At 69.5% G+C, this 26,597-nt stretch carries 20 protein-coding genes and 1 pseudogene; 10 read left to right on the plus strand and 11 right to left on the minus strand.

Annotated features, from left to right (window positions below; all coding sequences use genetic code 11):
• Position 1 precedes the first annotated feature (1 nt).
• The 3 genes from EPO51_RS20710 to EPO51_RS20720 form a co-directional block, all read right to left on the minus strand.
• Positions 2–322, minus strand: coding sequence for a secondary thiamine-phosphate synthase enzyme YjbQ (locus tag EPO51_RS20710; protein ID WP_293354132.1), 321 nt, complete (start codon positions 320–322; stop codon positions 2–4).
• A 94-nt stretch (positions 323–416) separates the two neighbouring features.
• Entirely contained in the window at positions 417–818 is a 402-nt protein-coding gene (gene mutT, locus EPO51_RS20715) for an 8-oxo-dGTP diphosphatase MutT (RefSeq protein ID WP_293354134.1), read from the minus strand.
• Positions 815–2,026 carry a serine hydrolase domain-containing protein gene (locus EPO51_RS20720; protein ID WP_293354136.1) on the minus strand — a complete coding sequence of 404 codons (1,212 nt, stop codon included), beginning with the start codon at positions 2,024–2,026 and terminating at the stop codon, positions 815–817. The genes mutT and EPO51_RS20720 overlap by 4 nt, the downstream gene beginning before the upstream one ends.
• A gap of 303 nt (positions 2,027–2,329) precedes the next feature.
• On the opposite strand from EPO51_RS20720, the gene EPO51_RS20725 reads away from it, so the two are divergent.
• From EPO51_RS20725 to EPO51_RS20735, 3 genes are read left to right on the plus strand one after another with little or no spacing between them, the layout of a single operon-like run.
• Complete coding sequence (locus EPO51_RS20725; RefSeq protein WP_293354138.1) at positions 2,330–3,775, plus strand: DEAD/DEAH box helicase; 1,446 nt, start codon at positions 2,330–2,332, stop codon at positions 3,773–3,775.
• A gap of 58 nt (positions 3,776–3,833) precedes the next feature.
• Positions 3,834–5,753, plus strand: coding sequence for a glycosyltransferase family 2 protein (locus EPO51_RS20730; RefSeq protein WP_293354140.1), 1,920 nt, complete (start codon positions 3,834–3,836; stop codon positions 5,751–5,753).
• Entirely contained in the window at positions 5,740–6,672 is a 933-nt protein-coding gene (locus tag EPO51_RS20735) for a methyltransferase domain-containing protein (RefSeq protein ID WP_293354142.1), read from the plus strand. Before EPO51_RS20730 ends, EPO51_RS20735 begins: the two co-directional genes overlap by 14 nt.
• On the opposite strand, the gene argJ is transcribed toward EPO51_RS20735, so the two are convergent.
• Positions 6,669–7,880, minus strand: a complete 1,212-nt coding sequence (argJ, locus tag EPO51_RS20740; protein ID WP_465246618.1) for a bifunctional glutamate N-acetyltransferase/amino-acid acetyltransferase ArgJ — start codon at positions 7,878–7,880, stop codon at positions 6,669–6,671. The genes EPO51_RS20735 and argJ overlap by 4 nt on opposite strands.
• Before the next feature lie 251 nt (positions 7,881–8,131).
• Complete coding sequence (locus EPO51_RS20745) at positions 8,132–9,073, minus strand: peptidylprolyl isomerase (protein WP_293354144.1); 942 nt, start codon at positions 9,071–9,073, stop codon at positions 8,132–8,134.
• 139 nt (positions 9,074–9,212) lie between these two features.
• On the opposite strand from EPO51_RS20745, the gene EPO51_RS20750 reads away from it, so the two are divergent.
• The 3 genes and pseudogenes from EPO51_RS20750 (at position 9,213) to secA (ending at position 14,301) form a co-directional block, all read left to right on the plus strand.
• Entirely contained in the window at positions 9,213–10,382 is a 1,170-nt protein-coding gene (locus EPO51_RS20750; protein ID WP_293354145.1) for an acetyl-CoA C-acyltransferase, read from the plus strand.
• Between the two features lie 848 nt (positions 10,383–11,230).
• Positions 11,231–11,332, plus strand: a pseudogene (locus EPO51_RS28165) (PEPxxWA-CTERM sorting domain-containing protein); the annotation flags it as partial.
• A gap of 263 nt (positions 11,333–11,595) precedes the next feature.
• Complete coding sequence (gene secA, locus EPO51_RS20760; protein WP_465246619.1) at positions 11,596–14,301, plus strand: preprotein translocase subunit SecA; 2,706 nt, start codon at positions 11,596–11,598, stop codon at positions 14,299–14,301.
• 13 nt (positions 14,302–14,314) lie between these two features.
• Here secA and EPO51_RS20765 read toward each other — a convergent pair whose 3' ends face one another.
• The 3 genes from EPO51_RS20765 to EPO51_RS20775 all read right to left on the minus strand — a co-directional run bounded on the left by EPO51_RS20765 (position 14,315) and on the right by EPO51_RS20775 (position 18,334).
• Positions 14,315–15,514 (minus strand): aminotransferase-like domain-containing protein, encoded by a 1,200-nt coding sequence (locus tag EPO51_RS20765; protein WP_293354151.1) that lies wholly within the window; start codon positions 15,512–15,514, stop codon positions 14,315–14,317.
• A gap of 220 nt (positions 15,515–15,734) precedes the next feature.
• On the minus strand, positions 15,735–17,612 hold the full coding sequence (locus EPO51_RS20770) for an alkyl/aryl-sulfatase (RefSeq protein WP_293354153.1): 1,878 nt from the start codon (positions 17,610–17,612) through the stop codon (positions 15,735–15,737).
• A 56-nt stretch (positions 17,613–17,668) separates the two neighbouring features.
• Positions 17,669–18,334, minus strand: a complete 666-nt coding sequence (locus EPO51_RS20775; RefSeq protein ID WP_293354155.1) for a calcium-binding protein — start codon at positions 18,332–18,334, stop codon at positions 17,669–17,671.
• Between the two features lie 178 nt (positions 18,335–18,512).
• On the opposite strand from EPO51_RS20775, the gene EPO51_RS20780 reads away from it, so the two are divergent.
• Positions 18,513–20,003 (plus strand): serine hydrolase domain-containing protein, encoded by a 1,491-nt coding sequence (locus EPO51_RS20780; RefSeq protein WP_293354157.1) that lies wholly within the window; start codon positions 18,513–18,515, stop codon positions 20,001–20,003.
• Between the two features lie 43 nt (positions 20,004–20,046).
• On the opposite strand, the gene EPO51_RS20785 is transcribed toward EPO51_RS20780, so the two are convergent.
• Positions 20,047–21,093: a DUF2855 family protein gene (locus EPO51_RS20785; protein WP_293354159.1), complete on the minus strand. Its 1,047-nt coding sequence runs from the start codon at positions 21,091–21,093 to the stop codon at positions 20,047–20,049.
• Between the two features lie 101 nt (positions 21,094–21,194).
• Positions 21,195–22,589 (minus strand): carotenoid oxygenase family protein, encoded by a 1,395-nt coding sequence (locus EPO51_RS20790; protein ID WP_293354161.1) that lies wholly within the window; start codon positions 22,587–22,589, stop codon positions 21,195–21,197.
• Positions 22,590–22,685: 96 nt separating this feature from the next.
• Here EPO51_RS20790 and EPO51_RS20795 point away from each other — a divergent pair, with 96 nt between their 5' ends.
• Entirely contained in the window at positions 22,686–23,285 is a 600-nt protein-coding gene (locus tag EPO51_RS20795) for a TetR/AcrR family transcriptional regulator (protein WP_293354163.1), read from the plus strand.
• Positions 23,286–23,336: 51 nt separating this feature from the next.
• Positions 23,337–24,488, plus strand: a complete 1,152-nt coding sequence (locus EPO51_RS20800) for an epoxide hydrolase family protein (protein WP_293354165.1) — start codon at positions 23,337–23,339, stop codon at positions 24,486–24,488.
• A 31-nt stretch (positions 24,489–24,519) separates the two neighbouring features.
• On the opposite strand, the gene EPO51_RS20805 is transcribed toward EPO51_RS20800, so the two are convergent.
• Positions 24,520–25,125 (minus strand): hypothetical protein, encoded by a 606-nt coding sequence (locus EPO51_RS20805; RefSeq protein ID WP_293354167.1) that lies wholly within the window; start codon positions 25,123–25,125, stop codon positions 24,520–24,522.
• Between the two features lie 212 nt (positions 25,126–25,337).
• Between EPO51_RS20805 and EPO51_RS20810 the strand changes: the two genes are divergently transcribed.
• Positions 25,338–26,348, plus strand: coding sequence for a beta-eliminating lyase-related protein (locus EPO51_RS20810; protein WP_293354169.1), 1,011 nt, complete (start codon positions 25,338–25,340; stop codon positions 26,346–26,348).
• The last annotated feature ends 249 nt before the right edge of the window (positions 26,349–26,597 follow it).

Raw genomic sequence — 26,597 nt, forward strand, 5'->3', positions numbered from 1 at the left:
GTCATTCCCCCAGCAAGTGCAGCGCCACGTCACGATCCTGCGGGCGTCGGCGGTGTTCGAACAGGTAGATCCCTTGCCAGGTCCCGAGCGCGAGCCGCCCGCCGATCAGCGGGATGGAGAGCTGCACGCCCGTCAGCATGGCGCGCAGGTGGGCGGGCATGTCGTCCGGCCCCTCGTCCTGGTGCCGATAGGCGGCGCTTTCGGGCGCCACCTGGGCGACCCAGTCCTCCAGGTCGCGGCGGACGTCGGGGTCGGCGTTCTCCTGGATCGTCAGCGACGCCGAGGTGTGGCGGCAGAAGAGGGTCAGCAGGCCGGTGGTCATCCGCTGGTCCAGCACCCAGGGGCGACGTCGCCGGTGATCTCGAAGAGGCCCTGGCCCGGCGTCTGGAACGTGAGCGTCCGGGCCGACTGCCGCATCAGATCAGGTCCCGCAGCCAGGCCACCAGAGGCCCGTCGGCCGGCGGCATCGGGTAGCTGTCCATATCGTTCGGCTTTACCCAGGCCATGGCCTTGTGCTCGCGGTTGGTCACCAGCCCCTCCCAGCGCCGCACCAGGTAGAGCGGCATCAGGAGGTGGAAGCTCTCGTATTCATGGCTGGCGAAGACGAACGGCGCCAGGCAGGCGTGGCTGACCTTGATGCCCAGTTCCTCGTCCAACTCGCGGATCAGGCAGGCCTCGGGCGTCTCGCCGGCCTCGACCTTGCCGCCGGGAAACTCCCAGAGGCCGGCGAGCTGCTTGCCCTCCGGCCGCTGGCAGATCAGCACCCGCCCGTCCACGTCCACCAGGGCCGCGGCGGCGACTAGGAGCATGCGCTTCATTTCGGGGCCGCCGGCGGGACGAGGGGCGCGCGGCGCGGAGAGCCCACGGTGGCGGGGTCGCGCTCGCCCCAGTCGTAGGCGGCGACCAGGGCGCGCATGATCTCCTGCGCGACCATGCCGCCGGTGTCACTGTTGGTCATGATCACCACGCCCTGCCGATTCCCGTCGAGAAAGGCAAAGGCGTTGCACTGGAAGCCGGCGTTGCCGCCGCCGTGCTGGATAAAGGGATGCCCGCCCCAGCGGCCCAGGGCGAGGCCCAGGCCATAGTTGGCGTCGACCGGCGTCATCATCGCATCGGCGCTGGACGGACGCAGCAACGCGCCCGGCCGCCGGGCGTGGGAATTCTGCAGGGCGATCAGGAACCGGCCGTAGTCGGAGGGCGTGGTCCAGAGGCTGGCGGCGGCATACTCCGGATAGGTATGGGGCCCACCGGCGAGGACGAGGCCCCGGACGCCGTGCGCGTTGGCGGCGCGCGCCAGGAGCCTGTCCGGCAAGGGCTGGTCGAATGTGGATTCCCGCATACCCGACGGACGCAGGACGAGGTCCTGCAGCAGCTCCGGATAGGGCTTGCCGCCCACCTCGACCATCAGCAGCTGCGCCACCGTGTAGCCGCCCCCAGAGTAGGCGTACTGGCCACCCGGCGCTTCGAACGAACGCACCGCCGGGGTGTTGGACGGTGGTTCGCCGTCCAGGATCTGCACCGTGGTCGGAACGGGCTTGCCCGCCGCGTAGCCAGGAAAGCCGCTGACGGTGAGCCCCGCCGTATGGCTGAACAGCCGGCGCAGGGTCACCTTCTTCTCGGCCGTGTACGGGCTCTCCGGCACTTTCCAGGCGGTCAACCGGCTGTTGACGTCCTCATCGAGATCGAGCCGCCCCTGCTCCACCATCCGCAGCGCGGCCGCCGCGGCGAGCGCCTTGCTCATCGACGCGGCCTGGAAGAGCGTCGTCGGCGTGACGGCGCGCGTGGCGCCGGCCTCGGCCAAGCCGTAGGTCCGCGTCCACTTGACCCTGCCGTTTTCGATGAAGGCGATGCTGACACCCGGAATGTTGAGTTCGGCCATCCGGGCCACAAGGGGCTTGGCCGCCGCCTCCGCACCGATGCGGGCCTCGTATGCCGCGATGGCGGCCTGATCCGTCCGCGAGGGCCTGGCGGCCGCGGGCGCCGCGAGCAGAAGGACCGTCGCCAGCGCGCAGAAGAGCGACTTCATCACGGGAATCCCCAGGTTTGCGCGGAGCCTAGCGCCCTGCGGCGAAAAGGCCACGGCAGAGCCGATTCCCACCGTGTGGGTTGACTTGTGGCGCTTAAAGCCCGATGTGCCCCCTGCGTTCTTCGGGACGCCATCTGCGTTCCAGCCGCGTGGGGCCTCCTTGGGGGCTCAGCCTGTCGAGCGCCGTGAGGTTTTCTCACCCGACGCGCCCATCACGCGGGGCGCTTCTCCAAAGACCGGCGCCAGGCGACCCGCGGAAGACCCGCGACGGTCGTGTTCGGCGCATACGCGAAAGACTATCCTTTGACCCAATTCACTGACCTTGGCCTGGCCAAGCCGCTTCTCAAGGCGCTGGCCGACGAAGGCTACACCACGCCGACGCCGATCCAGGCGCAGGCCATCCCCGGCGTCATGACGGGCCGCGACCTGCTGGGCATCGCCCAGACCGGCACCGGCAAGACCGCCGCCTTCGCCCTGCCGATCCTGCATCGGCTGGGCGAGGACAAGAAGCACGCCCCGCGCCGCAGCGCCCGGGTGCTGGTGCTGGCCCCGACCCGCGAACTGGCGACGCAGATCGGCGAGAGCTTCAAGTCCTATGGCAAACACATGGGCGTCACCGTCGCCGTCGTGTTCGGCGGCGTGAAGTACGGCGGCCAGATGCGCGCCATGGCGGGTGGCGTCGACGTGCTGGTGGCCACCCCCGGCCGCCTGCTGGACCACCTGGGCGAGAAGTCGATCACCCTCGACGGCGTCGAGATCCTGGTGCTCGACGAAGCCGACCAGATGCTGGACATGGGCTTCATCGTTCCGATCCGGAAGATCGTCCGCTACCTGCCCAAGGCGCCGCGCCAGAACCTGTTCTTCTCGGCCACCATGCCGAGCGAGATCGAGAAGCTCTCGGGCGAGATCCTCAACCCCAACCCGCTGAAGGTGTCGGTGACCCCGCAGGCCACCACGGTCGACCGCGTCAACCAGCGCGTCCTGTTCGTGGAGCAGTCGCGCAAACGCGCCCTGCTGGGCGAGCTGTTCGACGACGCCGGCTTCAAGCGCGTGATCGTCTTCACACGCACCAAGCGCGGCGCCGACCGCGTGGCCCGAGGCCTTGAGCAGAGCGGCGTCGACGCCGTCTCGATCCACGGCGACAAGAGCCAGGGCCAGCGCGAACGTGCGCTCGCCGAGTTCAAGGCCGGCAAGGTCCGCGCCCTGGTCGCGACCGACATCGCCGCCCGCGGCATCGACATCGACGCGGTCAGCCACGTCGTGCAGTACGAACTGCCCAACGTGCCGGAAAGCTACGTCCACCGGATCGGGCGTACGGCCCGCGCCGGCGCGGACGGCTCGGCCGTGGCCTTCTGCGCCGATGACGAGCGCAACCTGCTGAAGGACATCGAGAAGGTGACCCGCCAGCGAATCCCCTCGTTCGATCGCCGCAACGACAAGCACCTGGGCGCGGCCACCGCCGCCATGCCCGACGTCGGCGGCAAGCCCGAGCGTGCGGACACCCGCGGCTCGCAACCGCACCGCGGCCAGCATGCGCCCAAGCGTAACCGCAACCACTCCGGTGGCGGCGGCGGCGGCGGTGGCGGCAGTCGTCACGAGGGCGCGCCCGCGCGCTCCGCCGGCGACAAGCCCGCGTTCAAGGGCCCGAGCCGTGGCGGCGACCGCGGCCGTGGCGGCGGCAGCCGCAGCGGCGCCGGGGGCGGCGGCAGTTCCGCGCCGCGCCCGACCGGGGTCTGGTCGAACCGCTAGAGCATGACTAAGGACGGGGCGGACGGCGCAGGCCGTCCGCCCTAATCCTTTGCGAGTCATGCCGCCGAGCCTCCGCGCCACCACTGCCGCCGCCCTCGGCATCGTCCGCCGCTGGCCGCCCGTGCATGCGATGGTTCACCAGGTCGCGCTCCAGCTGATCAAGACCCGCTGGGGCGAACGCTTCGTGCGCGGCGTGGTGGGCCCCGAGGCGCAGACCGACGCCGAGTACCGGGACTGGATCCAGGCCTACGACACACTCTCCGACATAGACCGCGACGCGATCCGCGCGCACATCGACCGCCTCTCGGAGCGGCCGCTGATCTCGGTCGTGATGACCGCCTACCGCTCCGACGAATTCCTGCTGCACGAGGCCGTGTCCTCGGTGCGCGCCCAGCTCTATCCGCACTGGGAGCTCTGCATCGCCGACGACGGTTCTCCGGGCGAGACGACCTGGCGGGCGCTGACGGCGCTGGCCGCCGAGGATCCGCGCATCAAGATCGTGCGGCGCGAGGCCAACGGCGGCATCGCCGCCGCCACCAACTCGGCCCTGGCCCTGGCCACGGGCGCCTTCGTGGCCTTCCTCGACCACGACGACCTGCTGGCCGAGCGTGCGCTCTATGAGGTCGCCGCCGAACTGGACGCCCATCCCGACGCCGACCTGATCTTCTCCGACGAGGACAAGATCGACGAGAAGGGCCGCCGCTCCCAACCGCACCACAAGACCGATTGGAACGCCGAGCTGATGCTGGGCGTCAACGCGGTGAACCACCTCACCGTCATCCGGCGCAGCCTGCTGAGCGAGCTAGGGGGCCTGCGCGAAGGCTTCGACGGCGCCCAGGACCACGACCTGGTGCTGCGCGCCGCCGAGCGCGCCACCCCGGCCCGCATCCGCCACATCCCGTGGGTGCTCTACCACTGGCGCTGGCAGGGCAAGCAGGGCTCGTTCTCCCGCGCCCGGGCCGACGAATGCGCGGCCGCGGCGCTCCGCGCCGTGGACGACCATCTGCGCCGCACGGGGCAGGCGAGATCGGTGGTGGAGATCACACCGGGCGCCCAGCGCTGGCTGCGCGTGCGCCGCGGGATTCCGGCGCCGAAGCCGCTGGTCAGCGTGATCGTCCCTACCCGCGACCGCGCCGATCTGGTCGCCCAGTGCGCCGAAGGCGTGCTGCGCAGGACCGCCTATGACCCGCTCGAGCTGCTGGTCGTCGACAACGGCAGCGAGGAACCCGCCACGCACGCGCTGTTCGATCGGCTGAGGCAGGATCCCCGTGTGCGCATCCTGGACGCGCCGGGCCCGTTCAACTTCTCCGCCCTCAACAACCTGGCGGCCACCGAGGCGCGCGGCGAGGTGCTGGTCCTGCTGAACAACGACATCTCGATGATCGCGCCGGACTGGCTGGACGAGATGGTCGCCCACGCCCTGCGGCCGAACGTCGGCGCGGTGGGCGCCAAGCTCTACTATCCCGACCGGACCCTGCAGCACGCCGGCGTGGTCCTGGGCGTCGGCGACGTCCCCCAGCGGGTGGCTGGCCACCTCTACGCCGGGGCGGGCTCGAACCACCCGGGCTACCAAGGCCACTTGGTGCTGCCTCGCAACGTCTCGGCGGTGACGGCGGCCTGCCTGGCGATCCGCAAGGCCGTCTATAGGTCGGTCGGCGGCATGGACGCCGAGGCGCTGCCGGTGGCGTTCAACGACGTGGACCTGTGCCTGAAGGTGCGGGCCGCCGGCTACGACATCGTCTGGACGCCTCACGCGGAGCTCTTCCACCACGAGAGCGCGAGCCGCGGCTCCGACCTGGCGCCCGAGGCGGCGGCGCGGTTCCAGCGCGAGGTGCAGGCGATGCGCGACCGCTGGGGCCCGGTGCTGGATTCCGACCCCTTCTACGGCCCGGTGTTCGACAAGCGATTCACCAACTACCGGCTGGGCGAGCCGCCGGGCCGCGGGGCTCCTTGGAAGGCCGCCGATGGATCGCGCTGAGGTCCTCGCCGCTCTGATCGACCCCGCCCGTCAGCGCGGACTGGAGATCGGCCCCCTGGACCGCCCGATGGTCACGCGGGCGATGGGACAGGTGGAATACGTCGACCGCGCCAGCCGCGCGGGATTGGTGGCGGCCTACCACGGCCACGAGGTGGATTCCGCGCGCATCCTCGAGATCGACCATGTCTGGGGCGAGCAGAGCCTGTTGGACTGCGTCGGCGGCGCGCGGGTCTACGATTACGTCCTGGCCAGCCACGTGATCGAGCACGTCCCCGACGTCTTCGGCTGGCTGGGCGAGATCGCGAGCGTCCTGGCCGACGGCGGGCTGGCGGTCTTCTTCGTGCCGGACAAGCGCCACACCTTCGACGCCCGGCGGCCGGTGAGCACGGGCGGCGAGTTCGTCGACGCCTTCGTTCGCGGCCTGCGCCGGCCCGACGCCCGGCAGGTCTTCAACCACGTCTACGACACCCGCGACCTGGACGCCCCGCCACTGGGCGAAGCAGAGCTGACCGAGCGCGCCAGGCAGGGCCTGGACCTGGCCCGCCGGACCGGGGGCGAGTACCTGGACGCCCACTGCTGGGTCTTCACCCCCCGGAGCCTTGTCGACGCCCTCGACCTGGCCAGCCGCCTGGACCTGCTGCCCTTCGAACTGGCCCACACCGAGCAGGGGGCGGACGAGTTCCTGATCGCCCTGCGGCGGCTGCCGGAGGCGACGACCCCGGCCGCGCGGCGCGACGCCTTCGTCGCCAGCCTGGCCCGCATCGCCCTGCCCGACGACGTCGGGACCGGCGGGGACGCCGCGGTCCTGCAGGCCCAGGCCCGGGCGGCCCTCGCGCGGGCCGACGCCATCGAGAGTTCGACGATCTGGCGGGCGACGGCGCCGCTGCGCGCGCTGCTGGGGCGGCTGCGCGGCCGCTAGCTCCGGTAGTCCCCGTTGATCTCGACGTACCGCTTGGTGAGATCGCAGGTCCAGACGGTGGAGCTGGCGCGGCCCATCCCGACGTCCACCGTCACCTCCAGCTCCTGCCGCTTCATGTAGGCGCTCATCTTGGCCTCGTCGTAGCTCGACGCGATCAGGCCATCCTGCGCCGCCCAGTGGGGGCCGAACTTCACGCTCATCGAGTCGCGGTCCACCGGCTCGTCGGCCTTGCCCACAGCCATGACGATGCGGCCCCAGTTGGCGTCCTCGCCGGCGAAGGCGGTCTTCACCAGCGGGCTGTCGGCGACGGACTTGGCGATCTTGCGGGCCGAGGCGGCGCTCTCGGCGCCGGTCACGGTGATCTTGATGAACTTGGTCGCCCCCTCCCCGTCGCGGACGAGCTGGTGGGCCAGGTTCATCAGCACCTGTTCCAGCTTGTCGCGGAAGTCGGCCAGACGCCGGTCGCCCGCGCGGCTGATCTTCGGCGCCCCCGACTGCCCCGTGGCGAACAGCAGCAGGGTGTCGTTGGTGGAACGGTCTCCGTCCACCGTCACGGCGTTGAAGGTGTTGCGGGTGTAGAGGTTGCAGAGGTTCTGCAGCGCGCCGGGCGCGATCGCCGCATCCGTCACCACGAAGGCCAGCATCGTCGCCATGTCGGGCGCGATCATGCCCGAGCCCTTGCAGATCCCGCCGATCCGGACGGTCACGCCATCGACCTCGGCCTCGGCATAGGCGCCCTTCGGGAAGGTGTCGGTGGTCATGATCGCGCGGGAAGCGCCGCCCCACCCGTCGGCCCTCAGCTTGTGCTCCAGGTCGGGCAGGCGGGCGGTGATCTTGGCGTCGTCCAGCAGCACCCCGATGACGCCGGTGGAGGCCACCATGACGTCGCGCTGGCGGCAGTCGAAGCGTTTGCCCACGGTGGCCGCCACCCGGCGCACCGCGTCGGCCCCCGGCCGGCCGGTGAAGGAGTTGGCGCAGCCCGCGTTGACCACCAGGGCGCGGACGCCCTCGCCCTTGGTGGCCTCCAGGTGGCGCTTGCACCAGTCCACCGGCGCGGAGCCCACGCCGTGGCGGGTGAAGACGCCGGCGCAGCTCGCGCCTTCCGGGAAACTCATCACCAGGAGGTCGTCGCGCTCGTGCTTGTAGAAGCCGGCCCGGCCCGTCGCCATGGTCAGGCCGCGGATCGGCTTCATGCGCGGGAACGGCACGGCCAGGGGCGAGACCGGCATGGCGGCCTTGTCCACCTTGCCCGCGGCGGGCGCCGGCGCGGGGGCGGCGGTGCGGTCGTCGAAGGCGCGGGCAGCCTTGTCGGCGCGCTTCAGCCCGGCGCGCTTCAAGGCGCTGGTCAGGGGGTCGAGGGCGCGTTCGAGGGCCTCGCCGACCACCTCCACGGGCTTGGGCGCCTTGCTCGCCGGCTTGGCGGGCGCGGCCTTCGGCGCTGCAGTCTTGGGCTTGCGGCTCACTTGGCGGATCCCTTCTGGGGCGGGGCGACGGGCGCAGGCGTCGGCGCGGCCTTCGGCGCGTCGGCGGGCGGAACAGGCTTGGCTGCGCCAGGCTCGGCCTTGATCAAGGTCTCGACCTTGGCCTTGGCGCGCAACTTCTCCAGCAGGTCCCGGATGCGGTCGTAGGTCAGGAAACGGACGATCTGAGGGCGGGCGGCGTCGAGCGCGATCGGCTGTTCCTCTCGGACGTCCTCGACCTTCACCAGGGCGAAGCCGCCCTGGGCGGCGATCGGACCGACGAGTTGGCCGGGCTTGGCGTCCTTCAGGGCTGCCTCATACGCCTCGGGCATGACGTCGGTGGTGAAATAGCCCAGGTCGCCGCCGTTGAAGCGGGTGGCGGCGTCTCGGGACCGCTCCATGGCCAGGGCCTCGAAGCTGGCGCCGGCGGCGACTAGCTTGCGGACCTGCTCGACCTCGGCGGCGGTGGCCAGCACGATCTGGCGGGCGCGGATCTCCTGCGACCGGCGGGCCAGCTTCTGCTGCTCCTCGTAGAGGCCGCGGATGTTGTCCTCGGTGACGGCGTCGGCGACCGTGGTCTCGACCAGCATGTCGCCCATCACCCGGTCCTGGGCGGCGGTCAGGCGGCGCTGGGCCAGCGGGTCCTTGTCCAGCTTGCGGCGCTGGGCCTCGGCGGCCAGCAGCTTCTGGTCGATCACCTGGTCCATCATCTGGCGGAACAGGTCGGACGAGGCGTCCAGCGGCTCGCCCTCGCCGATCAGGCCCTGGGCGATGGCCTCGCGCTTCACGTCCGAGGCCCAGACCGTCTTGCCGTCCACCTTGGCCACGGCCTTGTCGCCGCGTTCGGGCGGGCTCGAGCTCTCGCCCGTGCGATCGCAGGCGGCCACGCTCAGCGCCAGCGCGACGGCGATCACGGTGGTGCGGAACGGGCCAAAGGCCATGCGGCGATCCCTTGCGACGGCTCCCAGAAGAGCCGCCCGTGCCTAGCCATTTCCAGTCTGGGATGCAAAGGTTGGGGCCGAGTATTGTTGCGCCCAACCGAGGGCTCAAAAAATCCATTCGTTGGGAGGATCATTCCAAATGCGCGAAGCCGTCGTCGTTTCCTATGCCCGCACCGGCCTGGCCAAGTCCGGCCGCGGTGGTTTCAACATGACCCCCACCGTCTCCATCGCGGCGCACGCGGTGAAGCACGCGGTGGCCAAGGCGGGCGTCGACGGCGCGGACATCGAGGACGTGTTCATGGGCAACGTCGCCCACGGCGGCGGCAACATCGCGCGCCAGGCGGGCCTGCTGGCCGGGTTGCCGGTGACGGCGTCGGGCGTGACCGTGAACCGCTTCTGCTCCTCGGGCCTGCAGACCATCGCCATGGCCGCCAACCACGTCCGCAACGACGGCGCGCCGGTGGTGGTGGCCGGCGGTGTCGAGTCGATCTCGATGCCGAACATGGGCACGGGCCCGAGCAACTTCGACCCCGAGCTGACCAGGATGCACCCCGCCATCTTCATGGCGATGATCGACACCGCCGACATCGTGGCCGCCCGCTACAACCTGAGCCGCGAGTACCAGGACGAATATTCCCTGGAGAGCCAGCGCCGCATGGCCGCCGCCCAGCAGGCGAACAAGTTCGCCGACGAAATCGTCCCGATGAAGACCAAGATGAAGACGGTCAACAAGGAGACGAAGGAAGAGTCGGTCGTCGACTACGTGGTGGATCGCGACGAATGCAATCGGCCCGACACCACCCTGGAAGGCCTCCAGAAGCTCCAGCCCGTCATGGGCGAAGGCAAGTTCATCACCGCCGGCAACGCCTCCCAGCTTTCGGACGGCGCCGCGGCCGTGGTGATCATGGAGGGCAAGGAAGCCGAGCGCCGTGGCCTCTCGCCCCTGGGCGTGTTCAAGGGCTGGGCCGTCGCCGGCTGCGAGCCCGACGAAATGGGCATCGGCCCGGTCTTCGCCATCCCGCGCCTGCTGGAGCGCCACGGCCTGAAGGTGGACGACATCGACCTGTGGGAACTGAACGAGGCCTTCGCCTCGCAATGCCTCTACAGCCGCGACAAGCTGGGCATCGACCCGGAGAAGTACAACGTCAACGGCGGCTCCATCGCCATCGGCCACCCCTTCGGCATGACCGGCGCGCGCCTGGCGGGCCACGTGCTGCAGGAAGGCAAGCGCCGCGGCGCCAAGCACGTGGTGGTCTCCATGTGCATCGGCGGCGGCATGGGCGGCGCCGGCCTGTTCGAGGTGTACTGACCTCGGCAAGGCCCGGCCGCGAGGCCGTCAGCAAGCCTGTCGAAAGCCCCCCGCCCCGCGCGGGGGGCTTTTTCTTTGGGTCTGCTGGCCGCCCGAACCGGATGACCGGGGGCGGCCGACTCCGAGCTGCACCAAACGCTTCATCGGCACGTCACACTACAAGACTACAGCTCCAGGTCTCAATCTGGATATAGCGAGCAATGTTGGCATTCCTCTGCTGTATCCGCCAACAAGGAGTCGGGGTCTTGTTTAAGCGTATTGCTGCCATATCCTTTGCCACAATCTCAATTGTGGGCGCCGCGCCTGCCAGTGCGGCCGAAGTTCTCACGAACGGTGATTTTCAACTGGGGCTGACCGGCTGGACCGCCTACACGACGGTCAATGGGACGATCGCCGAGCTCCCGAGCATGCCCGGCGCGCCGGCGCCGCAGGACGCATCGGTGGTGTCGTTCGACGTGACGGGCGGCGGCGCTTCGGACGCGCTGTTCCTCAACGCCGGCCGGATCGAGGGCTTCGGCGCCCCGGGCGCCGGCGGCGGCGTCTTCCAGACCTTCACCACCACGGGCGGCCTGGCGACCTTCTATGCAGACATCGCGGCCCTCTACACCCGCACCAGCGGCGCCTCGGACCTGGGGTTGCTGAGCGTGATCCTCGACGGCGTCGTCATGGACAGCCACGCGTTCGGCGGGGTCGGCTCCGGTCCTGCGACGTTGCGCGACGCGCTCGGCTTCACGGCTGATCTCGCGGCGGGCCAGCACACCATCGCGCTGCAGGCCACCCGCAACTTCGCGCCGGCGCGCGGTGTCTTCTCGCAATATTTCGACAACGCCTCGCTCGACGTGGCGGCGGTTCCCGAGCCCTCGACCTGGGCGATGATGCTGCTGGGCTTCGGCCTGGCGGGGGGCGTCGTGCGCCGGCGGCGTCGCCTGACGGCGAGCTTCGCCGCCTAGGCTCGGGTCCCATCGCGATGGATCGGCCCTCCCTCGCGGGAGGGCCTCTTCGTTTCGGGCGGACCCTGCTCGCGCCACGGGGCCGGTCAAGCTGACGCGGGTCCGCGCGTTGACTTGCGGGGGCTAGGTACTTAAGTCTCCCCCGCCCCAAAAGAGCGCATTTTCCAGGCGGGCGAAGGGCCCTGTCGCCGCCTCACGGACGTTTCCCTTTGAGCATCTTCCAACGGTTCTTCGGTTCTTCCAACGACCGCAAGGTCAAGGGCATGAGCGCCCGCGTGGCCAAGATCACGGCGCTGGAGCCCGCCATGCAGGCGCTCTCCGACGAGCAGCTGCGCGCCAAGACCGTGGAATTCCGCGAGCGGCTGGCCAAGGGCGCGACCCTGGACGACCTGCTGGAAGAGGCCTTCGCGGTCGTCCGCGAGGCCGCCCGGCGGGTGCTGGGCCAGCGGCACTACGACGTCCAGCTGGTCGGCGGGATGATCCTGCACCGGGGCGGCATCGCCGAGATGCGGACCGGCGAGGGCAAGACCCTGGTGGCCACAGCGCCGGTGTACCTGAACGCGCTCGAGGGCAAGGGCGTCCACGTCATCACCGTCAACGACTACCTCGCCCAGCGCGACAGCGAGTGGATGGGGCAGGTCTACCGCTTCCTCGGCCTGACGGTCGGCGTGATCGTGCACGGCCTCAGCCAGCACCAGCGCCAGGAAGCCTACGGCAGCGACATCACCTACGGCACGAACAACGAGTTCGGCTTCGACTATCTGCGCGACAACCTGGTCTACGACGTCTCCGAGATGGTCCAGCGCAGCCATAACTTCGCGATCGTCGACGAAGTGGACTCGATCCTGATCGACGAGGCCCGCACGCCGCTGATCATCTCGGGTCCCACCGAAGATCGGTCCGACTTCTACCGGACCATCGACCTGGTGGTGAAGGAGCTGATCACCGACACCACGACCTTCGAGTACGACGAGAAGCAGCGTCAGGTGATGCTGACCGAAGAAGGCTCGGAGAAGGTCGAGGAGCTGGTGGCCGCCGCCGGTCACCTGGCCGAGGACTCGGCCGGCCTCTACGACCCCGCCAACATCTCGGTCGTCCACCACATCAACCAGGCGCTCCGCGCCAACGTGATGTACGTGCGCGACAAGGACTACATCGTCCGCGCCGGCGAAGTGATCCTGATCGACGAGTTCACCGGCCGCATGATGCACGGCCGCCGCCTGTCGGAAGGCCTGCACCAGGCCATCGAGGCCAAGGAAGGCGCCATCGTCCAGCCCGAGAACCAGACCCTGGCCTCGGTGACCATCCAGAACTATTTCCGCCTCTACTCCAAGCTCTCGGGCATGACCGGCACGGCCGCCACCGAGGCCCAGGAGTTCGGCGACATCTACAAGATGGACGTCGCCGAGGTTCCGACCAACCGGCCGGTCCAGCGGATCGACGACGACGACGAGGTCTACCGCACCGCCGCGGAGAAGAACCGCGCCGTCGCCCTGCTGATCGAGGACTGCTACCGCCGCAAGCAGCCGATCCTGGTGGGCACGGTCTCGATCGAGAAGTCCGAGACGCTGTCGGAGATCCTGAAGGCCCACACCTTCGAGCTGGACGGCAAGACCATCAAGGGCATCCCGCACAATGTGCTGAACGCCCGCTTCCACGAGCAGGAAGCCAGCATCGTCGCCGACGCCGGCATCCCCGGCGCGGTGACCATCGCCACCAACATGGCCGGCCGCGGCACCGACATCCAGCTGGGCGGCAACGTCGACATGCGCCTGGCCAAGTGGCGCGAAGACCAGCGCGACGCCGGCATCGAAGTCACGCCCCAGCAGGCGCTGGACAAGAAGGCGGAGATCGAAGCCGACATCAAGGACCTGAAGGAACAGGCCCTGGCCTCGGGCGGCCTCTTCGTCCTGGGCACCGAGCGCCACGAGAGCCGGCGGATCGACAACCAGCTCCGCGGCCGGACGGGCCGCCAGGGCGACCCGGGCCACTCGAAGTTCTTCCTGTCGTGCGAGGACGACCTCCTGCGCATCTTCGCCGGCGAGCGCCTGGACTCGATCATGCGCACCTTCGGCGTCCAGGAAGGCGAGGCGATCACCCACAAGTGGCTGAACAGCGCCATCGCCACCGCCCAGAAGCGCGTCGAGCAGCGCAACTACGAGATCCGCAAGAATCTGCTGAAGTACGACGACGTCATCAACGACCAGCGCAAGGCCGTGTTCGAGCAGCGCCAGGAGTTCATGGAAGCGACGGACCTGCAGGAGATCATCGGCGAATTCCGCACCGATACGATCAACGACCTGGTCAACCGCCACCTGCCGCCAAAGGCCTATGCCGAGCAGTGGGACGTGGAGGGCCTGGACGCCCACGTGCAGCAGTACCTGGGCCTGCAGCTTCCGATCGCCGAGTGGGCCGCCGAGGAAGGCATCGCCAACGAGGAGATCGAAGACCGCATCCGTGCGGCCGCCGAGGCCCGCGCCGCCGAGCGCAACACGATGGTCGGCGAGCACATGCGCACCATCGAGAAGAGCTTCCTGCTGCAGACCATCGACCTGCAGTGGCGCGAGCACCTGATGCACATCGACCACCTGCGCACGGTGATCGGCCTGCGCGGCTACGGCCAGCGCGATCCGCTGAACGAGTTCAAGACCGAGGCCTTCTCGCTGTTCGAGAAGCTGCTGCTGGACCTGCGCCAGAACGTCACCCGCTGGCTGATGACGGTGGAGTTCGCCTTCGAAGAGCCGCCGGAGCAGCCCCGCTCGCCGCAGACCTTCGAGGTCCACCTGGACCCGCTGACCGGCGAGAACGAGCTGGAGCGCGGCTTCACGCCCGACGGGATCTCGGCCGACCAGCGCCAGGCGCTGCCGATCAGCGCCCTGCCCGACGGCTGGCAGGACACCGGCCGCAACTCTCCCTGCCCCTGCGGCTCGGGCAAGAAGTTCAAGCACTGCCACGGAGCGCTGGTCTAGGACCAGGCTCCGCTCAGCCTGCGGCAGCGGCGGAATAGCGCGAGGCCAGGCGGGCCTCGATCACACGCGACAGGCGCCGGACGCCCTCGTCGATCTCGGCGGGGCTCGGCAGGGAGTAGCTGAGGCGCAGGGTGTTCGGCTGCGGGTCCACCGCGAAGAACGGCGCGCCGGGCACGAAGGCGACCCGCTCCTCGGCCAGAGCCGCCTCCAGCAGTTGTGCGCCGTCCAGGCCCTCGGGAAGCTGCAGCCACACGAACATGCCGCCCTGCGGCTTCGACCAGGTCACCCCCATCGGCATGTGGCGGGCCAGCGCCGTCTGCATCGCCGAGGCCCGCTCGCGGTAGTGGGCGCGCAGGCGCTCCAGGTGGGCGTCATATCCCTCGGCGACCACGCGGGCGGCGACCATCTGGTTGATCGTCGAGACGTGCAGGTCGCAGCCCTGCTTCAACAGCACCAGCTTGTCGATCACGGCCCTGGGCGCGCAGACCCAGCCCAGCCGCAGCGCCGGCGAGAGGGTCTTGGAGAAGGTGCCGCAGAAGAGCGTGCGCGCGTTCTCGATGGAACCGGACCGGGCCACGTCCAGGGCGATCAGCGACGGCTCGTCGGTCCCGGCGAAGCGCAGCTCGCGATAGGCCCCGTCCTCGACCACGACCAGGTCGTGGGCGGCGGCCCGATCCAGCAGCGCCTCCCGCTCGCGGCGGGGCATGGTGCGGCCCGAAGGGTTGGCGAAGTCCGGGACCAGATAGGCCAGGCGGGCCCCGGCCGGGACCTCGCCGTCGAGGTCGGCGTAGGTCGGCTCGTAGGCGTTGAAGGCGCCCAGGGCGCCCATGTAGGTCGGCCGCTCGGCCAGGACCGTGTCGCCCCGGCTCAGGAACAGCTTGCCGATCAGGTCCAGGGCCTGCTGCGAGCCGGCGGTGATGACGATGTTGCCCTCGTCGCAGGGAACGCCGCCCAGGGTCATCCGCTCGGCGATCCAGCGGCGCAGCGCCGGCAGGCCTTCGCTGATGGAATACTGCAGCGCCTGCGGCCCCGACTGCGCCAGCACCTCGCCGTAGAGCTCCGAGATGCGTTCGGTCGGGAACAGCGCCGGATCGGGGATGCCACCGGCGAAGGACAGGATGTCGGGCTGATCCAGCAGCTTCAGCAGCTCACGGATCTCGGAGGCGCGGACATGCGCCATCCGTTCACTGAAGCGGGCGGTCCAGGCGGTCATCGGGGAAGCTCCATCAAGGGTGCGGATGGAGGGTCTCGAGGCCGATCCGTCCGCGGGTTTGCGGGGATCGGCGGGAGTGAGCAGCTAGCTGCGCACGACCTCGCGACGCCCCGAACGGGCGGCGGCTACCTTCAAGGCGAGGGCGAGGCGCAGGCTCATGATGCAGCCTCCATAACCGCTGAAAGCGGCGCTGTCACGGTCCAGTCGGAGGGAAGTGGCCCTAACGCGTCACGATCGGGAAGCCGGCCCTGGGCGGGGTGAGCATAGCCAGCAGCTTGGCAAGCGCGGCCCTGTCGCCCGCCGTCGCCGTCCCCGACAGGTCGGCGCCGGCCAGGGCGCCGGCCAGGAACTGGGAGCGCGGCAGTGTGAACACCCCGTCCGCCTGGCCGCCCTTCGGATCGGCCTCGTACGTCAGGACCGCGTGCTTCACCCCCACCCGGAACCGCTCGTTGCGGTCCGGGAACGCCAGGTCCACGCTGACCCGACCGTCCTTCGCCTTGTCGGGGTCCAGGCGCACGGCCAAAAGGTCCAGCAGCATGGGGGTCGGCGTGTTGCGGATCAGGTCCAGCGGAGCGCTCTGGCCGGGACCTGCGCGCACGCCCGACCGCAGCTCCAGGGCTCCCGTCAGGTACATGTTGCGCCAGATCGCGCTCTCGGCGGCGGCGGCCTGGCGGTCGTAGGTCCGGGCCAGTAGCTCGCGGGCGGCGGTGTCGCCGGCGTCGGCGTAGACCAGACGGTTGGCCAGCTCGCCCGCCCAGCGGTCGTCGCCCTTGTCGTAGGCGGCCTGGGCGGCGGCCAGCACCTTCGCCGGGCCGCCCATCATCGCCACATAGCGGGCGGCCTCGTCGGCGGGCTCCAGCGGCGCCAGATGCACGGGGTTGGCGTCGTACCAGCCCATGTAGCGCTGATAGACCGCCCGCGAATTGAAGCTCATCGTCCCGTAGTAGCCGCGGTTGTACCACTCTGCGTCCAGCGCCTCGGGCAGCTTGATGCGGTTGGCGATCTCGGCGCCCTGCAGCCCGTCGTTCATCAGCCGCACCGTCTGGTCGTGCAGGTACTTGTAGGCGTCGCGGTGCTTCTCGAGATAGTCGCCGATCTCGGCGCGGCCGAACCGCGGCCACGCGTGGCTGGTCATCAGGACGTCGGTCCGGTCGCCGTAGAGGCGGATCGATTCCGAGAGATAGGCCGCCCACTCCTTGGCGTCGCGCACCAGGGCCCCGCGCGGGGTCAGGACATTGTGCATCGTGGCGTTGGCGTTCTCGGCCAGGTCCAGCAGCTTCAGGTCCGGGAAGTAGAGGTTCATCTCCGCCGGCGCCTCGGTGTTGGGCGTCAGCTGGAACTGGATCCGCACGCCGTCGACCGTCAGCTCCTGGCCGCTCTTGGTGATGTCGACGTTGGGCGGGACCAGCCCCTGGGTCCCCGGCGCCACGGCCATGCCGATGCCGGAGTTCACCAGGCCCTCGGGCCCCTTGGGCAGCAGCGAGCCGAACTGGAACGTCGCGCGGCGCTGCATGGCGGGCCCGGCGATGATGTTCTCGCTGACGGCATGCTCCAGGAATCCCTGCGGCGCGATCACCTGGACCTTGCCGGCGTCCACGTCGGCCTGGGCGACCATCCCCCGCGCACCGCCGAAATGGTCCACGTGGCTGTGGGTGTAGATCAGCGCGACCACCGGCCGGGCGCCCAGCTTCCCGTTGGCGAGGTCGAGCGCGGCCTTGGCCGTCTCCGCGGCGGTCAGCGGGTCGATCACGATCCAGCCGGTCTTGCCAGCGATGAAGGTGGCGTTCGCGAGGTCGAAGCCCCGGACCTGCCAGACGCCCTTGGTGACCTCGAAGAGGCCGCTCTTGGCCAGCAGTTGGGACTGGCGCCAGAGGCTGGGGTTCACGCTGGCGGGCGCCGGACCCTTCAGGAAGTCGTAGGCGGTCAGGTCCCAGACCACGCGGCCGTCGGGGGCGAGGATCTTCGGGTCGGCCCGCGTGCCGACGAAGCCCCGCTCGGCAAAGGCGTAGTCCTGCCGATCGTTGACGTCGGGGCCCGCAGCCCAGGCCGGCGCCGCGAGTCCCAGGGCCGCCGCGGCAGCCAACAGCATCTTCGTCATGGAAGGCCTCCCGGCCGCAGGACATGCCCGTGGCCGGGAGGCTTGGCAATCAACCGCTAGACGATCCAGTCGATCGACATCGTGTGCATGACCGGGTTCGGCGCGCCGGCCACACCGCTCTCGTCCAGGCTGAACGCGCCCGGCAGGATGGCCACCTCGCCGTCGCCCGGCATCGGGTACGGCAGGATGGTGACCACGCCGTCGTCGCCCGGCATCGGATAGGGCAGGATGTGGAACTCGCCGTCCGACGGGGGCGACACCACGCCGGTGTCGTCGGGCGCGATCTCGCCGCGTTCGTGGACGATCAGATAGCCGTCCTCCGTGCCGTCGCCGTCGTAGTCGATGGAAACGCGTTGGCCGCCCTTGGCGTCGGCCGTGCGGCCCAGCTCGGCGGCCTTGTCGCCCAGCTGGCTGAGGTCCAGGCTGTCCCCGGCCTGGAAGTCCATGATCGTCCCGAGGTTCTCGGGGCCCTCGAGATCGGCCTGGGTCGAGGTGACGACGAAGGTGTCGTTCCCGTCGCCGCCGAAGGCCACGCGGCCCTCCAGCACCAGGCGGTCGTCGCCATCCGTCCCGGCGATGATGCGCAGGCGCCCGCCGTCGGGGCTGGGCTCGCCGGGCGCGATCGGCATGGGGATGGGTATGGCGTCGCCCGGCAGCGGGGTGACGCCGGGAATCGGCAGCGGCCCGCTGGAGGTGACGCCACTGGAATCTACGGTAGGCATACTGGTCTCCTGAACTCCCCGTGAGCGTCCGAGATGTGCCAAGGCCGCGCTTGGAAATCTAGTAATTACGCAACAAGTTTATACAAATCTTTTGCAACGCGTATTGCGGCCTCTCCATGCCCCCCTTGACTTGCGGCGCGCCTCCGCCTCGCATCGCGGAGGGCTTCGGGAGGATCGAATGGGCTGGCTGAAACAGGTGGCGCTGGCGGCGGCGTGGTGCGCGGCCGCGCCGGCGGCGGCCCAGACCCCGGCCCAGACGGCCGCCTTCGCCCAGATGGACCCGCTGTTCGCCACCTACATGGCCGAGCGCCACGCGCCGGGCCTGGTCTATGGCGTCGTCGTGGACGGCAAGCTGGCCTATGTGCGGACGTTCGGGGTGCAGGACACCACGACCAAGGCGCCGGTGACCGCCGACACGGTTTTCCGCATCGCCTCGATGTCGAAGAATTTCACGGCCCTGGCCGCGCTGAAGCTGCGTGACGAGGGCAAGCTCAGCTTCGATGCCCCGGCCGAGACGGTGATCCCGGAACTCAAGGGCCTGAAGTACCCCACCACCGACAGTCCCAAGATCACCGTCCGCGATCTGCTGACCCACTCGGCCGGCTTCGTCACCGACGACCCCTGGGGTGACCGCCAGCTACCGATGTCGGAGACGGAATTCACGAAGTTCGTGGCCGCGGGCGTCCCCTTCTCGCGCGCGCCGGGCATGGCGTTCGAATATTCCAACTTCGGCTACGCCCTGGCCGGCCGCGTGGTCACCAACGCGTCGGGCCGCAACTACGCCGACTACATCGACGGCGCCTTCCTGAAGCCCCTGGGCATGGCCTCGACCGGCTACGACCTCGCCAAGGCGCCCAACGGCCGCCTGGCCGTAGGCTACCGCTGGCAGGACGCCAAGTGGGTGGAGGAGCCGGCGCTGGGTCCCGGCGCCTTCGGCTCAATGGGCGGGCTGATGACCACCGCCAACGACTATGCCCGCTACATGGCCTGGGAGCTCGCCGCCTGGCCGCCGCGCGACGGGCCCGAGGACGGCATCCTGAAGCGCTCCACCATCCGCGAGATCGTCCGGGGCCAGAACTTCCTGGGCGTGGCCGGCCGCAAGGATCGCAACGACCCGGCCGACTGCGACCGGGCCCGGGCCTATGGGATGGGGACGATCGTCTATTCCGACTGCGTACTGGGCCCGCACTTCACCCACTCCGGCGGCCTGCCGGGCTACGGCTCCAACGTGCTGATGCTGCCCGAGCGCGGCGTGGGCGTCTTCGCCTTCTCCAACCTGACCTACGCGCCGGTGTCGCTGGTCGTGCGCGACGCGGCGATCGCCCTGACCAAGACCGGCGCCTTCCCCGTGCGCGCCACGCCCCCCAGCGCCGGCCTCCAGGCCATGGCCGCCGCCGTCCAGCGGATCTACGCCGCCGGCGACGTCCTGGCCGCCCGCGAGGTCTTGGCCATGAACGTCCTGCTGGATCGCGACGCGCCTCGCCGCAACGCCGAGATCGCAGCCCTGAAGGCGAAACTGGGCGCCTGCCGCGCCGCCGAGCCGATCGCGACCGACAACGCCATGTCGGGAATGCTGAGCTTCCCCTGCGAACGGGGGACGCTGCGGGTGCGGGTCACGCTGGCCCCGACGACGCCCGCGTCGCTACAGACGGTGGAATTCTCGAGCTGAGCAAGACCAGCTCGTCCGCGTATTCCGGGAGATGCGCGGACTCCTACCTGGGCCGGACGATATGGCCCTCGTCGGGCTTCACCTTGCCGGCCACGACCTCGCCGTACAGCGCCTGGAGCGCCTCCGGCCCGGTGTGGCGTTTCAGGGTCAGCCAGCCGTTACCGGCGATGAAGTCCTTCAGCGCCGCCTGGAAGCGGGCGTCGAGTTCGGCCGGGCCCCAGTCCTTCATCCGCTGGCGGATGCGGTCGGGGGCGAAGAAGAACGCCTGCGCCGGGCCGGTGGTCTGCGGCGGGCCGCCCAAGGCCTCCCAGTGGGTGACGCCGACGACCAGGCTGGTCTTGAGCGCGTCGCCGAAGGTCTCATGGACGTCGGTGCTGACCGAGCTGCGCCCGGCGAAATCCACATAGGCCGCCGGGCCGTCGGCCTTCAGGCCGCGGATCGCGTCATAGGGGACGACCTCGTCGTAGAGGCCCAAACGCCGCAGCAGGCCGACGTGGGCCGGCGAGGTCAGGCCGATCACCTTCGCGCCACGCTTCCGCGCCAGCCAGGCCAGACCCATGGCCGTCTTGCTGGAGGCGCTGGAGAGCACCAGCGTCTTCGGGTTCGTTTCGGCGAGTTGGTCGTCGATCAGGTAGCTGGTCATGAACAGCGGCCGCAGCAGCGAGCGCCAGTCGTCGTCGGCCGCGGGTTCGGCGGCCTGGTAGGCGTTGTAGGTCGGCGGCAGCTCGGCGCGGTGGGGCGAGGTCTCCAGATAGCCGGACGGCCGCTTCTGCAGGCGGGCCACGGTGTGGCTGGACATCGGCCAGTAGCCGAAGAGCCGCAGGCCCTCCGGCGCGTCGGGCGTAGCCGACCGCACGACGCGGGCGTAGCCCCACACCGGAATCCGCCCCTGGCCCTCGGGCGCAGGGAAGAACTTCCAGTAGCCGAGCTGGTCGCCCGCCGCCCCGTAGGTGACGTTGTTGGCGGTGAGCGCGAAGCTCTCGATCTCGAGCAGAGCCTCGCCCTCGGCCAGCGGCGCCTCAGGATCGCTGGGCGTGAACGTCGTCTTCCGCAGGTCGCCTAGATCGACGAGCAGATCCCAGCCGTTCATGTTCATAGCCTCCTTGGCCGAAGCCTATCGGCTCCCCCTCCACCGCGTGCCGCGGTCCCCCTTCCCCTACGGGTGAGGAGCCACGGCAGCGCGGCCCGCGCCTAGTCTATCGCCGCCCAGTTGCCGTGGAAGCCGAATGGCATCCTGCGCGGCATTTCGGCGATGGCGATGGGGCCCTTGGCGATATCCTGCGCCTCGAACACGGCCAGGTCCGAGCGGTTCTCGCCCGCCCGCCACAGCACCGCCGTCAGCCAGCCGTCGCCCTCGGCCGCGTCGGCCGAGCGGGGCACGAACACCGGCTCGGAGGTCAGGTCCCCGCCCGTGAGCTCGTAGAGCTGGCGCTTGCCGGTGGCGAGATCCAGGTGGGCGATGGCGCATTGCTTGATGGTGCCGCTGCCGGTGGGATCGGCCGCGTACCAGCCGTGCCGGTGCTTGAGCGTCTCGACCCGCGGATCGACGCGCGGGAACTCGCCGTCCAGGTCGTCCAGCGGCGTCTCCTTGATCGCGTCCGAGGCGCCGTTCAGGTCGAAGGTCCAGCGCACCAGCCGCGCGGCGGCCTTGTCGCCGGGCGAGCCGTCGGCCTTGGGGAACAGCGGGGCGACGTCGTAGCGCATCATGTCGCAGAAGATCTTGCCGTCCTCCTCCCAGGAATTCAGCGGGTGGAAGACGTAGCAGGCTTCGGTGTTGAACCAGCGGATCGTCGAGACGTCGGCGTCGCGGCGCATGACGCCCACGTAGCTGCCCTTCTCCGGCTCCCAGGCGAAGGCCGGCTTGCCGCTCATGGCCCGCTCCAGGCTGGCGGTCAGCGGCAGGATCGGAAACAGCGCGTGGTTCTCGGTGACCATGAAGTCGTGGACCATGCAGGCGAAGGGCGCCTGGAAATCCTGGCGGCGCACCAGCGAGCCATCCGCCGCCGTGACGCCGCAGCTCATGCCGGCCGACAGCGGCATCTGGCCCACGCCATAGGCGAACCACACCATCTCGCCGGTCTTGGGGTCGAGCTTCGGGTGGGCGGTGACCTTGCCCTTGAACTCGCGGTCGTAGCCCTTCGACTCCAGCGTGCGGGGGTCCATGGCGAAGGGATGGTGACCCTCCTCCAGCGCCAGCAGCTTGCCCGCGTGCCAGACGATGTTGGTGTTGGCGACGCCGCCCTCGTTGCCCATGGCCAGGGGATCGGTGGTCATCGGGTTGCCGAAGCTGCCGAACAGCGAGCGGCCGTGCTCGTGCTCCAGCTCCCACTTGGGCGTGCGGACATAGCGGTTGCGATAGCTGACCTTGCCGTCGGCCACGTAGAAGCCGTGGACCATGCCGTCGCCGCCGAACCAGTGGTGGTTCGGGTCGCGGGGCTCGAACTGCGGGTTCGGGCCGATGCGGAACAGCGCCCCGCGCAGGCCGGCCGGGATCTCGCCCTTCACCGTCAGGTCGAAGTCGTCCTCCGAACGGACCGGGGCGAAGTTCCCCGCCAGATACGGGTTGATGCGCACATCACCGTCCATGGTCGCTCCTCCAAAGTTCTCTTGCGTAACTTACGTTGTAAATTCGTGCGGGAGGACGTACCCCTTGGCAAGCGTTTTCTGCAGCAGACGAGTCGAATGCCGCGTGTCCTGACCGAGACCGATGTCGCCGAATTCCGCGACCGCCTTTGCGCCGCCGCGGAGCGGCTGTTCGCCGAGAAGGGGCCGGACGCGGTGACCATGCGCCAGTTGGCCTCGGCGCTAGGCGTCTCGCCCATGACCCCCTACCGCTACTTCACGGACAAGGACGACATCCTGGCCGCCGTGCGCACCAACGGCTTCAACCAGTTCGCCGCAGCGCTGGAGGCCGCGCGGAGCGGCGCCAGGAGCGCCCGGGCCAAGGCCGCCGCGGTGGGGGACGCCTACATCCGCTTCGCGTTCGAGCACCCCCACACCTACAAGCTGATGTTCGACCTGAACCAGCCGATGGACGACGCCTATCCTGAGCTGATGGACGCCGGTCGCCGGGCCCACGAGACCCAGACCGCCTGGGTCAAGGATCAGATCGCCGCCGGCGAGATGGAGGGCGACCCCGAGCAGATCGGCGCCATGTTCTGGGCCGCCACCCATGGCGTGGTCGTGCTCGAGATGGCGGGCAAGCTGCCGTCGGGCGCCGCCCGCGACCTGCACCACCAGCTCAGCGCGACGCTGGCCAAGGGGCTCAAACCCGGCGCTTGACGCCCCTGCGCGGAAACCTGCGAGGGTCTTACCGGCAACTGGGAGACGGGCGTGGCGGACATCAAACCCTTCGAGGTCACTTGGACCGAGGCCCAGGTGGCGATGGTGCTGGATCAGGTGCGGGCCTATCCCTGGCCGCCGGCGCCGGACGTCCCGGACGGCTGGGCCTACGGCTGCGACGCCCGGTATCTGAAGGCGCTCTGCGCCCACTGGACCGACGCCTACGACTGGCGCGCGGCCATGGCGGACCTCAACCGCTTTCCGCAGTTCACCGCCCGGGTCGAGGATTACGACATCTACTTCCTGCACGTGGTGGGCGAGGCCGGCGGCCGGCGGCCGATGATCGTCACCCATGGCTGGCCGGGCTCGCACTACGAGTTCTGGCAGGCGATCGAGAAGCTGGCCTTCCCCTCCCGCTTCGGCGGTGATCCGGCCGACGCCTTCGACCTGGTGATCCCATCCCTGCCCGGCTTCGGCTTTTCCTCGAAGCCCGCTCGCCCGATCGGCCAGCGGACCACCGCGCGGCTGTTCAACACCCTGATGACCCAGGTGCTGGGCTACGAGAGCTACCTGGCCCAGGGCGGCGACTGGGGCGCCATGGTCACCTCCTGGCTGGGCCGCGACCACGGCCGGCACGCCCGGGCCATCCACTTGAACATGCTGGGCTTCCGCCCGCACGGCGGGCCGACGACCGACGCCGAGGTCGCCTGGGCGACGAAACAGGCCGGGGCCATGGAGGTGATGGGCGCCTATTTCCGCCTGCAGGTCTCCAAGCCGCAGTCCATCGCCTGGATGGGCGCCGGCAACCCGGTGGGCCAGGCGGCCTGGATCGCCGAGCGGTTCCACGACTGGTCGGACCTGAGCGCCAAGTCGATGGACGAGGCCTATCCGAAGGACCGGCTGCTCACCAACATCATGATCTACGTCATGACCGGCAGCTTCACCTCGGGCGCCTGGTACTACCGCGGCCTGGTGGAGGAAGGCGGCCTGGCCTTCGCACCGGGAGAACGGCTGGAGACCCCAACCGCCTTCGCCAACTTCCCGGGCGAGCCACTGTACTCGGCCCCGCCCCGCAGCTTCGCCGAACGCGCCTACAACATCGTCCGCTGGACCGACATGCCCAGCGGCGGCCACTTCGCGGCGATGGAGGAGCCGGACCTGTTCGTGGACGAGGTGCGGGCGTGGGGGCGGGAGCACGCCTGAATCAAAACAGAAGGCCTAGGCAGGCACGCTACTATCGCCTCACCTTGGCCGCGCCCGGAATAAGCGGAACGCCGAGCCACACAAGCGCGACGACCGCCAAGCCGGTTACGGCGACCGCCCAACCATCATAACGGATCGCCCAGAGCGCGGCCGCGAGGCCTGTGAACGGCCCTAGCGAGGCGAACAACATCGCTGCCTTAACGCGGCCAGACAGCTTGTCTGCGCTGGCTCTGTTCTGCGCGATCCGATCCTGCAGAAACTTCGCGATCTCGGCCTGTACACGGGGTTTCTCCTTGTTGAGATCAGTAGCGAAGATTGCCGGTGCCCAGCCCTGCGGCCGAATCTCAGTTGGCCAAAGAGCCGAAAGCGCCAAAATCGCAGCCACCGCCTCAACCAACCCAAACGTCAAGGAAGCCCAGAAGACTGGTGGACGTTGGGCAATTTGAGAAACCGCGAAGCCGATTCCAGCGGCTGCTAGCGTCGTGCAGCCCGAGAGGATGCCGGAAGCTCGGCTGTCTGCAGCGAGCATAAGTTGCACTTGCGCCGAGACTCGCTTGTCCGCCTCCTGCAGGATAAGCTCAAGCACACCGTCCTTTGCTGCCGCATACTCGCTCGGATCAACCGACTTATCGGACACGCTGATGCCTCCTGAACGAGACGATGACCCTGAGATGAAAATCATCCGCGAACAACAAGAACGCGCGAATGAGCAAGCGCGCAGGCAAGAGGAGCAACGTCGGATCGAGAAAAACGACGGGGGCCGCGAGGATCGACGGCCACGGGACGACGACTAAGCCAGAGCGAGGCTGGAAGTAGCGATAGCGGAGCCAAGTGCTTAGAAGCCCCGCTATGGCCCGATACGACTTCGCTTCCGACAACACCGCCCCCGCCACTCCGGAAGCGATGGACGCGCTCATCGCGGCCAACAACAGTGGCTTCACGTCCGGCTACGGGACCGACACGGTCAGCGCCCGGGCGGCGGATCTGGTGCGGGGGCTGCTGGACGCCGACGCCGAGGTGCGGTTCGTCACCTCCGGCACCGCGGCCAACGCCATCTGCCTGGCGACGCTCTGCCGGCCGTTCGAGGCGGTGCTGGCCCATGAGCACGCCCACGTGGCCACCGACGAGACCGGCGCCCCTGGCTTCTTCGGCCACGGCCTGCGGATCGCCGGCCTGCCCGGCGCCTCCGGCCGGATCGACCCGGCCAGCCTCAGGGCGCCGCTGGCGGCGCCCGATCAGCCGCACTGGCAGCCCCCGGCCGCGCTGTCGGTCACCAACGCCACCGAGTATGGCACGGTCTACGCCGCCCCGGCGCTGAAGGCGCTGATCGACCCGGTGAAAACCAAGGGCTACGGCGTCCACTTCGACGGCGCGCGCCTGGCCAATGCGGCGGCCGCCGGGTTCGACCTGAAGGCGATCAAGAACCTGGGCGTCGATCTGCTGGTGATCGGCGGAACCAAGGCCGGCATGACCCCGACCGAGGCCATCGTGCTTTTCGACAGGTCGCTGGCCCGCCGCTTCGACGCGCGCCTGAAGCAGGGCGGCCAGTTGCCGTCCAAGGGCCGGTTCTACGCCGCGCCCTTCATCGGCATGCTGGAGACCGGCGCCTTCGTGCGCCACGCGGCCCACGCCAACGCCATGGCCAGGCGCCTGGCCGACGCCATGCCCTTCAGAATCAGCCATCCGGTCGAGGCCAACGCGGTGTTCGTGGAGATGGACGAGGCGCGCCTGGCGGCGCTGCAGGCGGCGGGCTGGTTCGTCTACCGCTTCCTGGACGGTTCGGTCCGGTTCATGTGTTCCTGGGCCACGACCGAGGCCGCGGTCGACGAGCTCGCCGAAGCGCTCCGCCAGGTCGCCTGAGGCATCATTTCCGGGACATTGCGGAGGCGGGGGATAGGTTTGCCCCTGATCGCCACATGTGTGGCGCCATCGCCGCACATGATCCAAAAACCGTAATGTTTAGCGACCGTTCGTCGCGATTGTGGCGGCTTTTCGTTGCTCACGTGTCGCGTGCATGACAGCTATCGGGTTCACCGTCAGGTGTAGGGTCTTCCGTCCGCCAGCGTTCGAATGCGCCGGCGCCCGTGGGGATCGTGCGCCCGAGGAGAC

It is taken from the genome of Phenylobacterium sp., assembly GCF_004297125.1.
In the GTDB taxonomy this organism is placed as follows: Bacteria; Pseudomonadota; Alphaproteobacteria; order Caulobacterales; family Caulobacteraceae; genus Phenylobacterium.

Bases quoted from the DNA above. Each gene is read 5' to 3' on its own strand.
- EPO51_RS20765 (WP_293354151.1), bottom strand. From the start codon at position 15,514: ATGACCGCCTGGACCGCCCGCTTCAGTGAACGGATGGCGCATGTCCGC.
- EPO51_RS20790 (WP_293354161.1), bottom strand. From the start codon at position 22,589: ATGGACGGTGATGTGCGCATCAACCCGTATCTGGCGGGGAACTTCGCC.
- EPO51_RS20810 (WP_293354169.1), top strand. From the start codon at position 25,338: ATGGCCCGATACGACTTCGCTTCCGACAACACCGCCCCCGCCACTCCG.
- EPO51_RS20710 (WP_293354132.1), bottom strand. From the start codon at position 322: ATGACCACCGGCCTGCTGACCCTCTTCTGCCGCCACACCTCGGCGTCG.
- EPO51_RS20730 (WP_293354140.1), top strand. From the start codon at position 3,834: ATGCCGCCGAGCCTCCGCGCCACCACTGCCGCCGCCCTCGGCATCGTC.
- EPO51_RS20745 (WP_293354144.1), bottom strand. From the start codon at position 9,073: ATGGCCTTTGGCCCGTTCCGCACCACCGTGATCGCCGTCGCGCTGGCG.
- EPO51_RS20780 (WP_293354157.1), top strand. From the start codon at position 18,513: ATGGGCTGGCTGAAACAGGTGGCGCTGGCGGCGGCGTGGTGCGCGGCC.
- EPO51_RS20785 (WP_293354159.1), bottom strand. From the start codon at position 21,093: ATGAACGGCTGGGATCTGCTCGTCGATCTAGGCGACCTGCGGAAGACG.
- EPO51_RS20735 (WP_293354142.1), top strand. From the start codon at position 5,740: ATGGATCGCGCTGAGGTCCTCGCCGCTCTGATCGACCCCGCCCGTCAG.
- mutT (WP_293354134.1), bottom strand. From the start codon at position 818: ATGAAGCGCATGCTCCTAGTCGCCGCCGCGGCCCTGGTGGACGTGGAC.
- EPO51_RS20750 (WP_293354145.1), top strand. From the start codon at position 9,213: ATGCGCGAAGCCGTCGTCGTTTCCTATGCCCGCACCGGCCTGGCCAAG.
- EPO51_RS20770 (WP_293354153.1), bottom strand. From the start codon at position 17,612: ATGACGAAGATGCTGTTGGCTGCCGCGGCGGCCCTGGGACTCGCGGCG.
- EPO51_RS20795 (WP_293354163.1), top strand. From the start codon at position 22,686: ATGCCGCGTGTCCTGACCGAGACCGATGTCGCCGAATTCCGCGACCGC.
- EPO51_RS20775 (WP_293354155.1), bottom strand. From the start codon at position 18,334: ATGCCTACCGTAGATTCCAGTGGCGTCACCTCCAGCGGGCCGCTGCCG.
- secA (WP_465246619.1), top strand. From the start codon at position 11,596: ATGAGCGCCCGCGTGGCCAAGATCACGGCGCTGGAGCCCGCCATGCAG.
- EPO51_RS20720 (WP_293354136.1), bottom strand. From the start codon at position 2,026: ATGAAGTCGCTCTTCTGCGCGCTGGCGACGGTCCTTCTGCTCGCGGCG.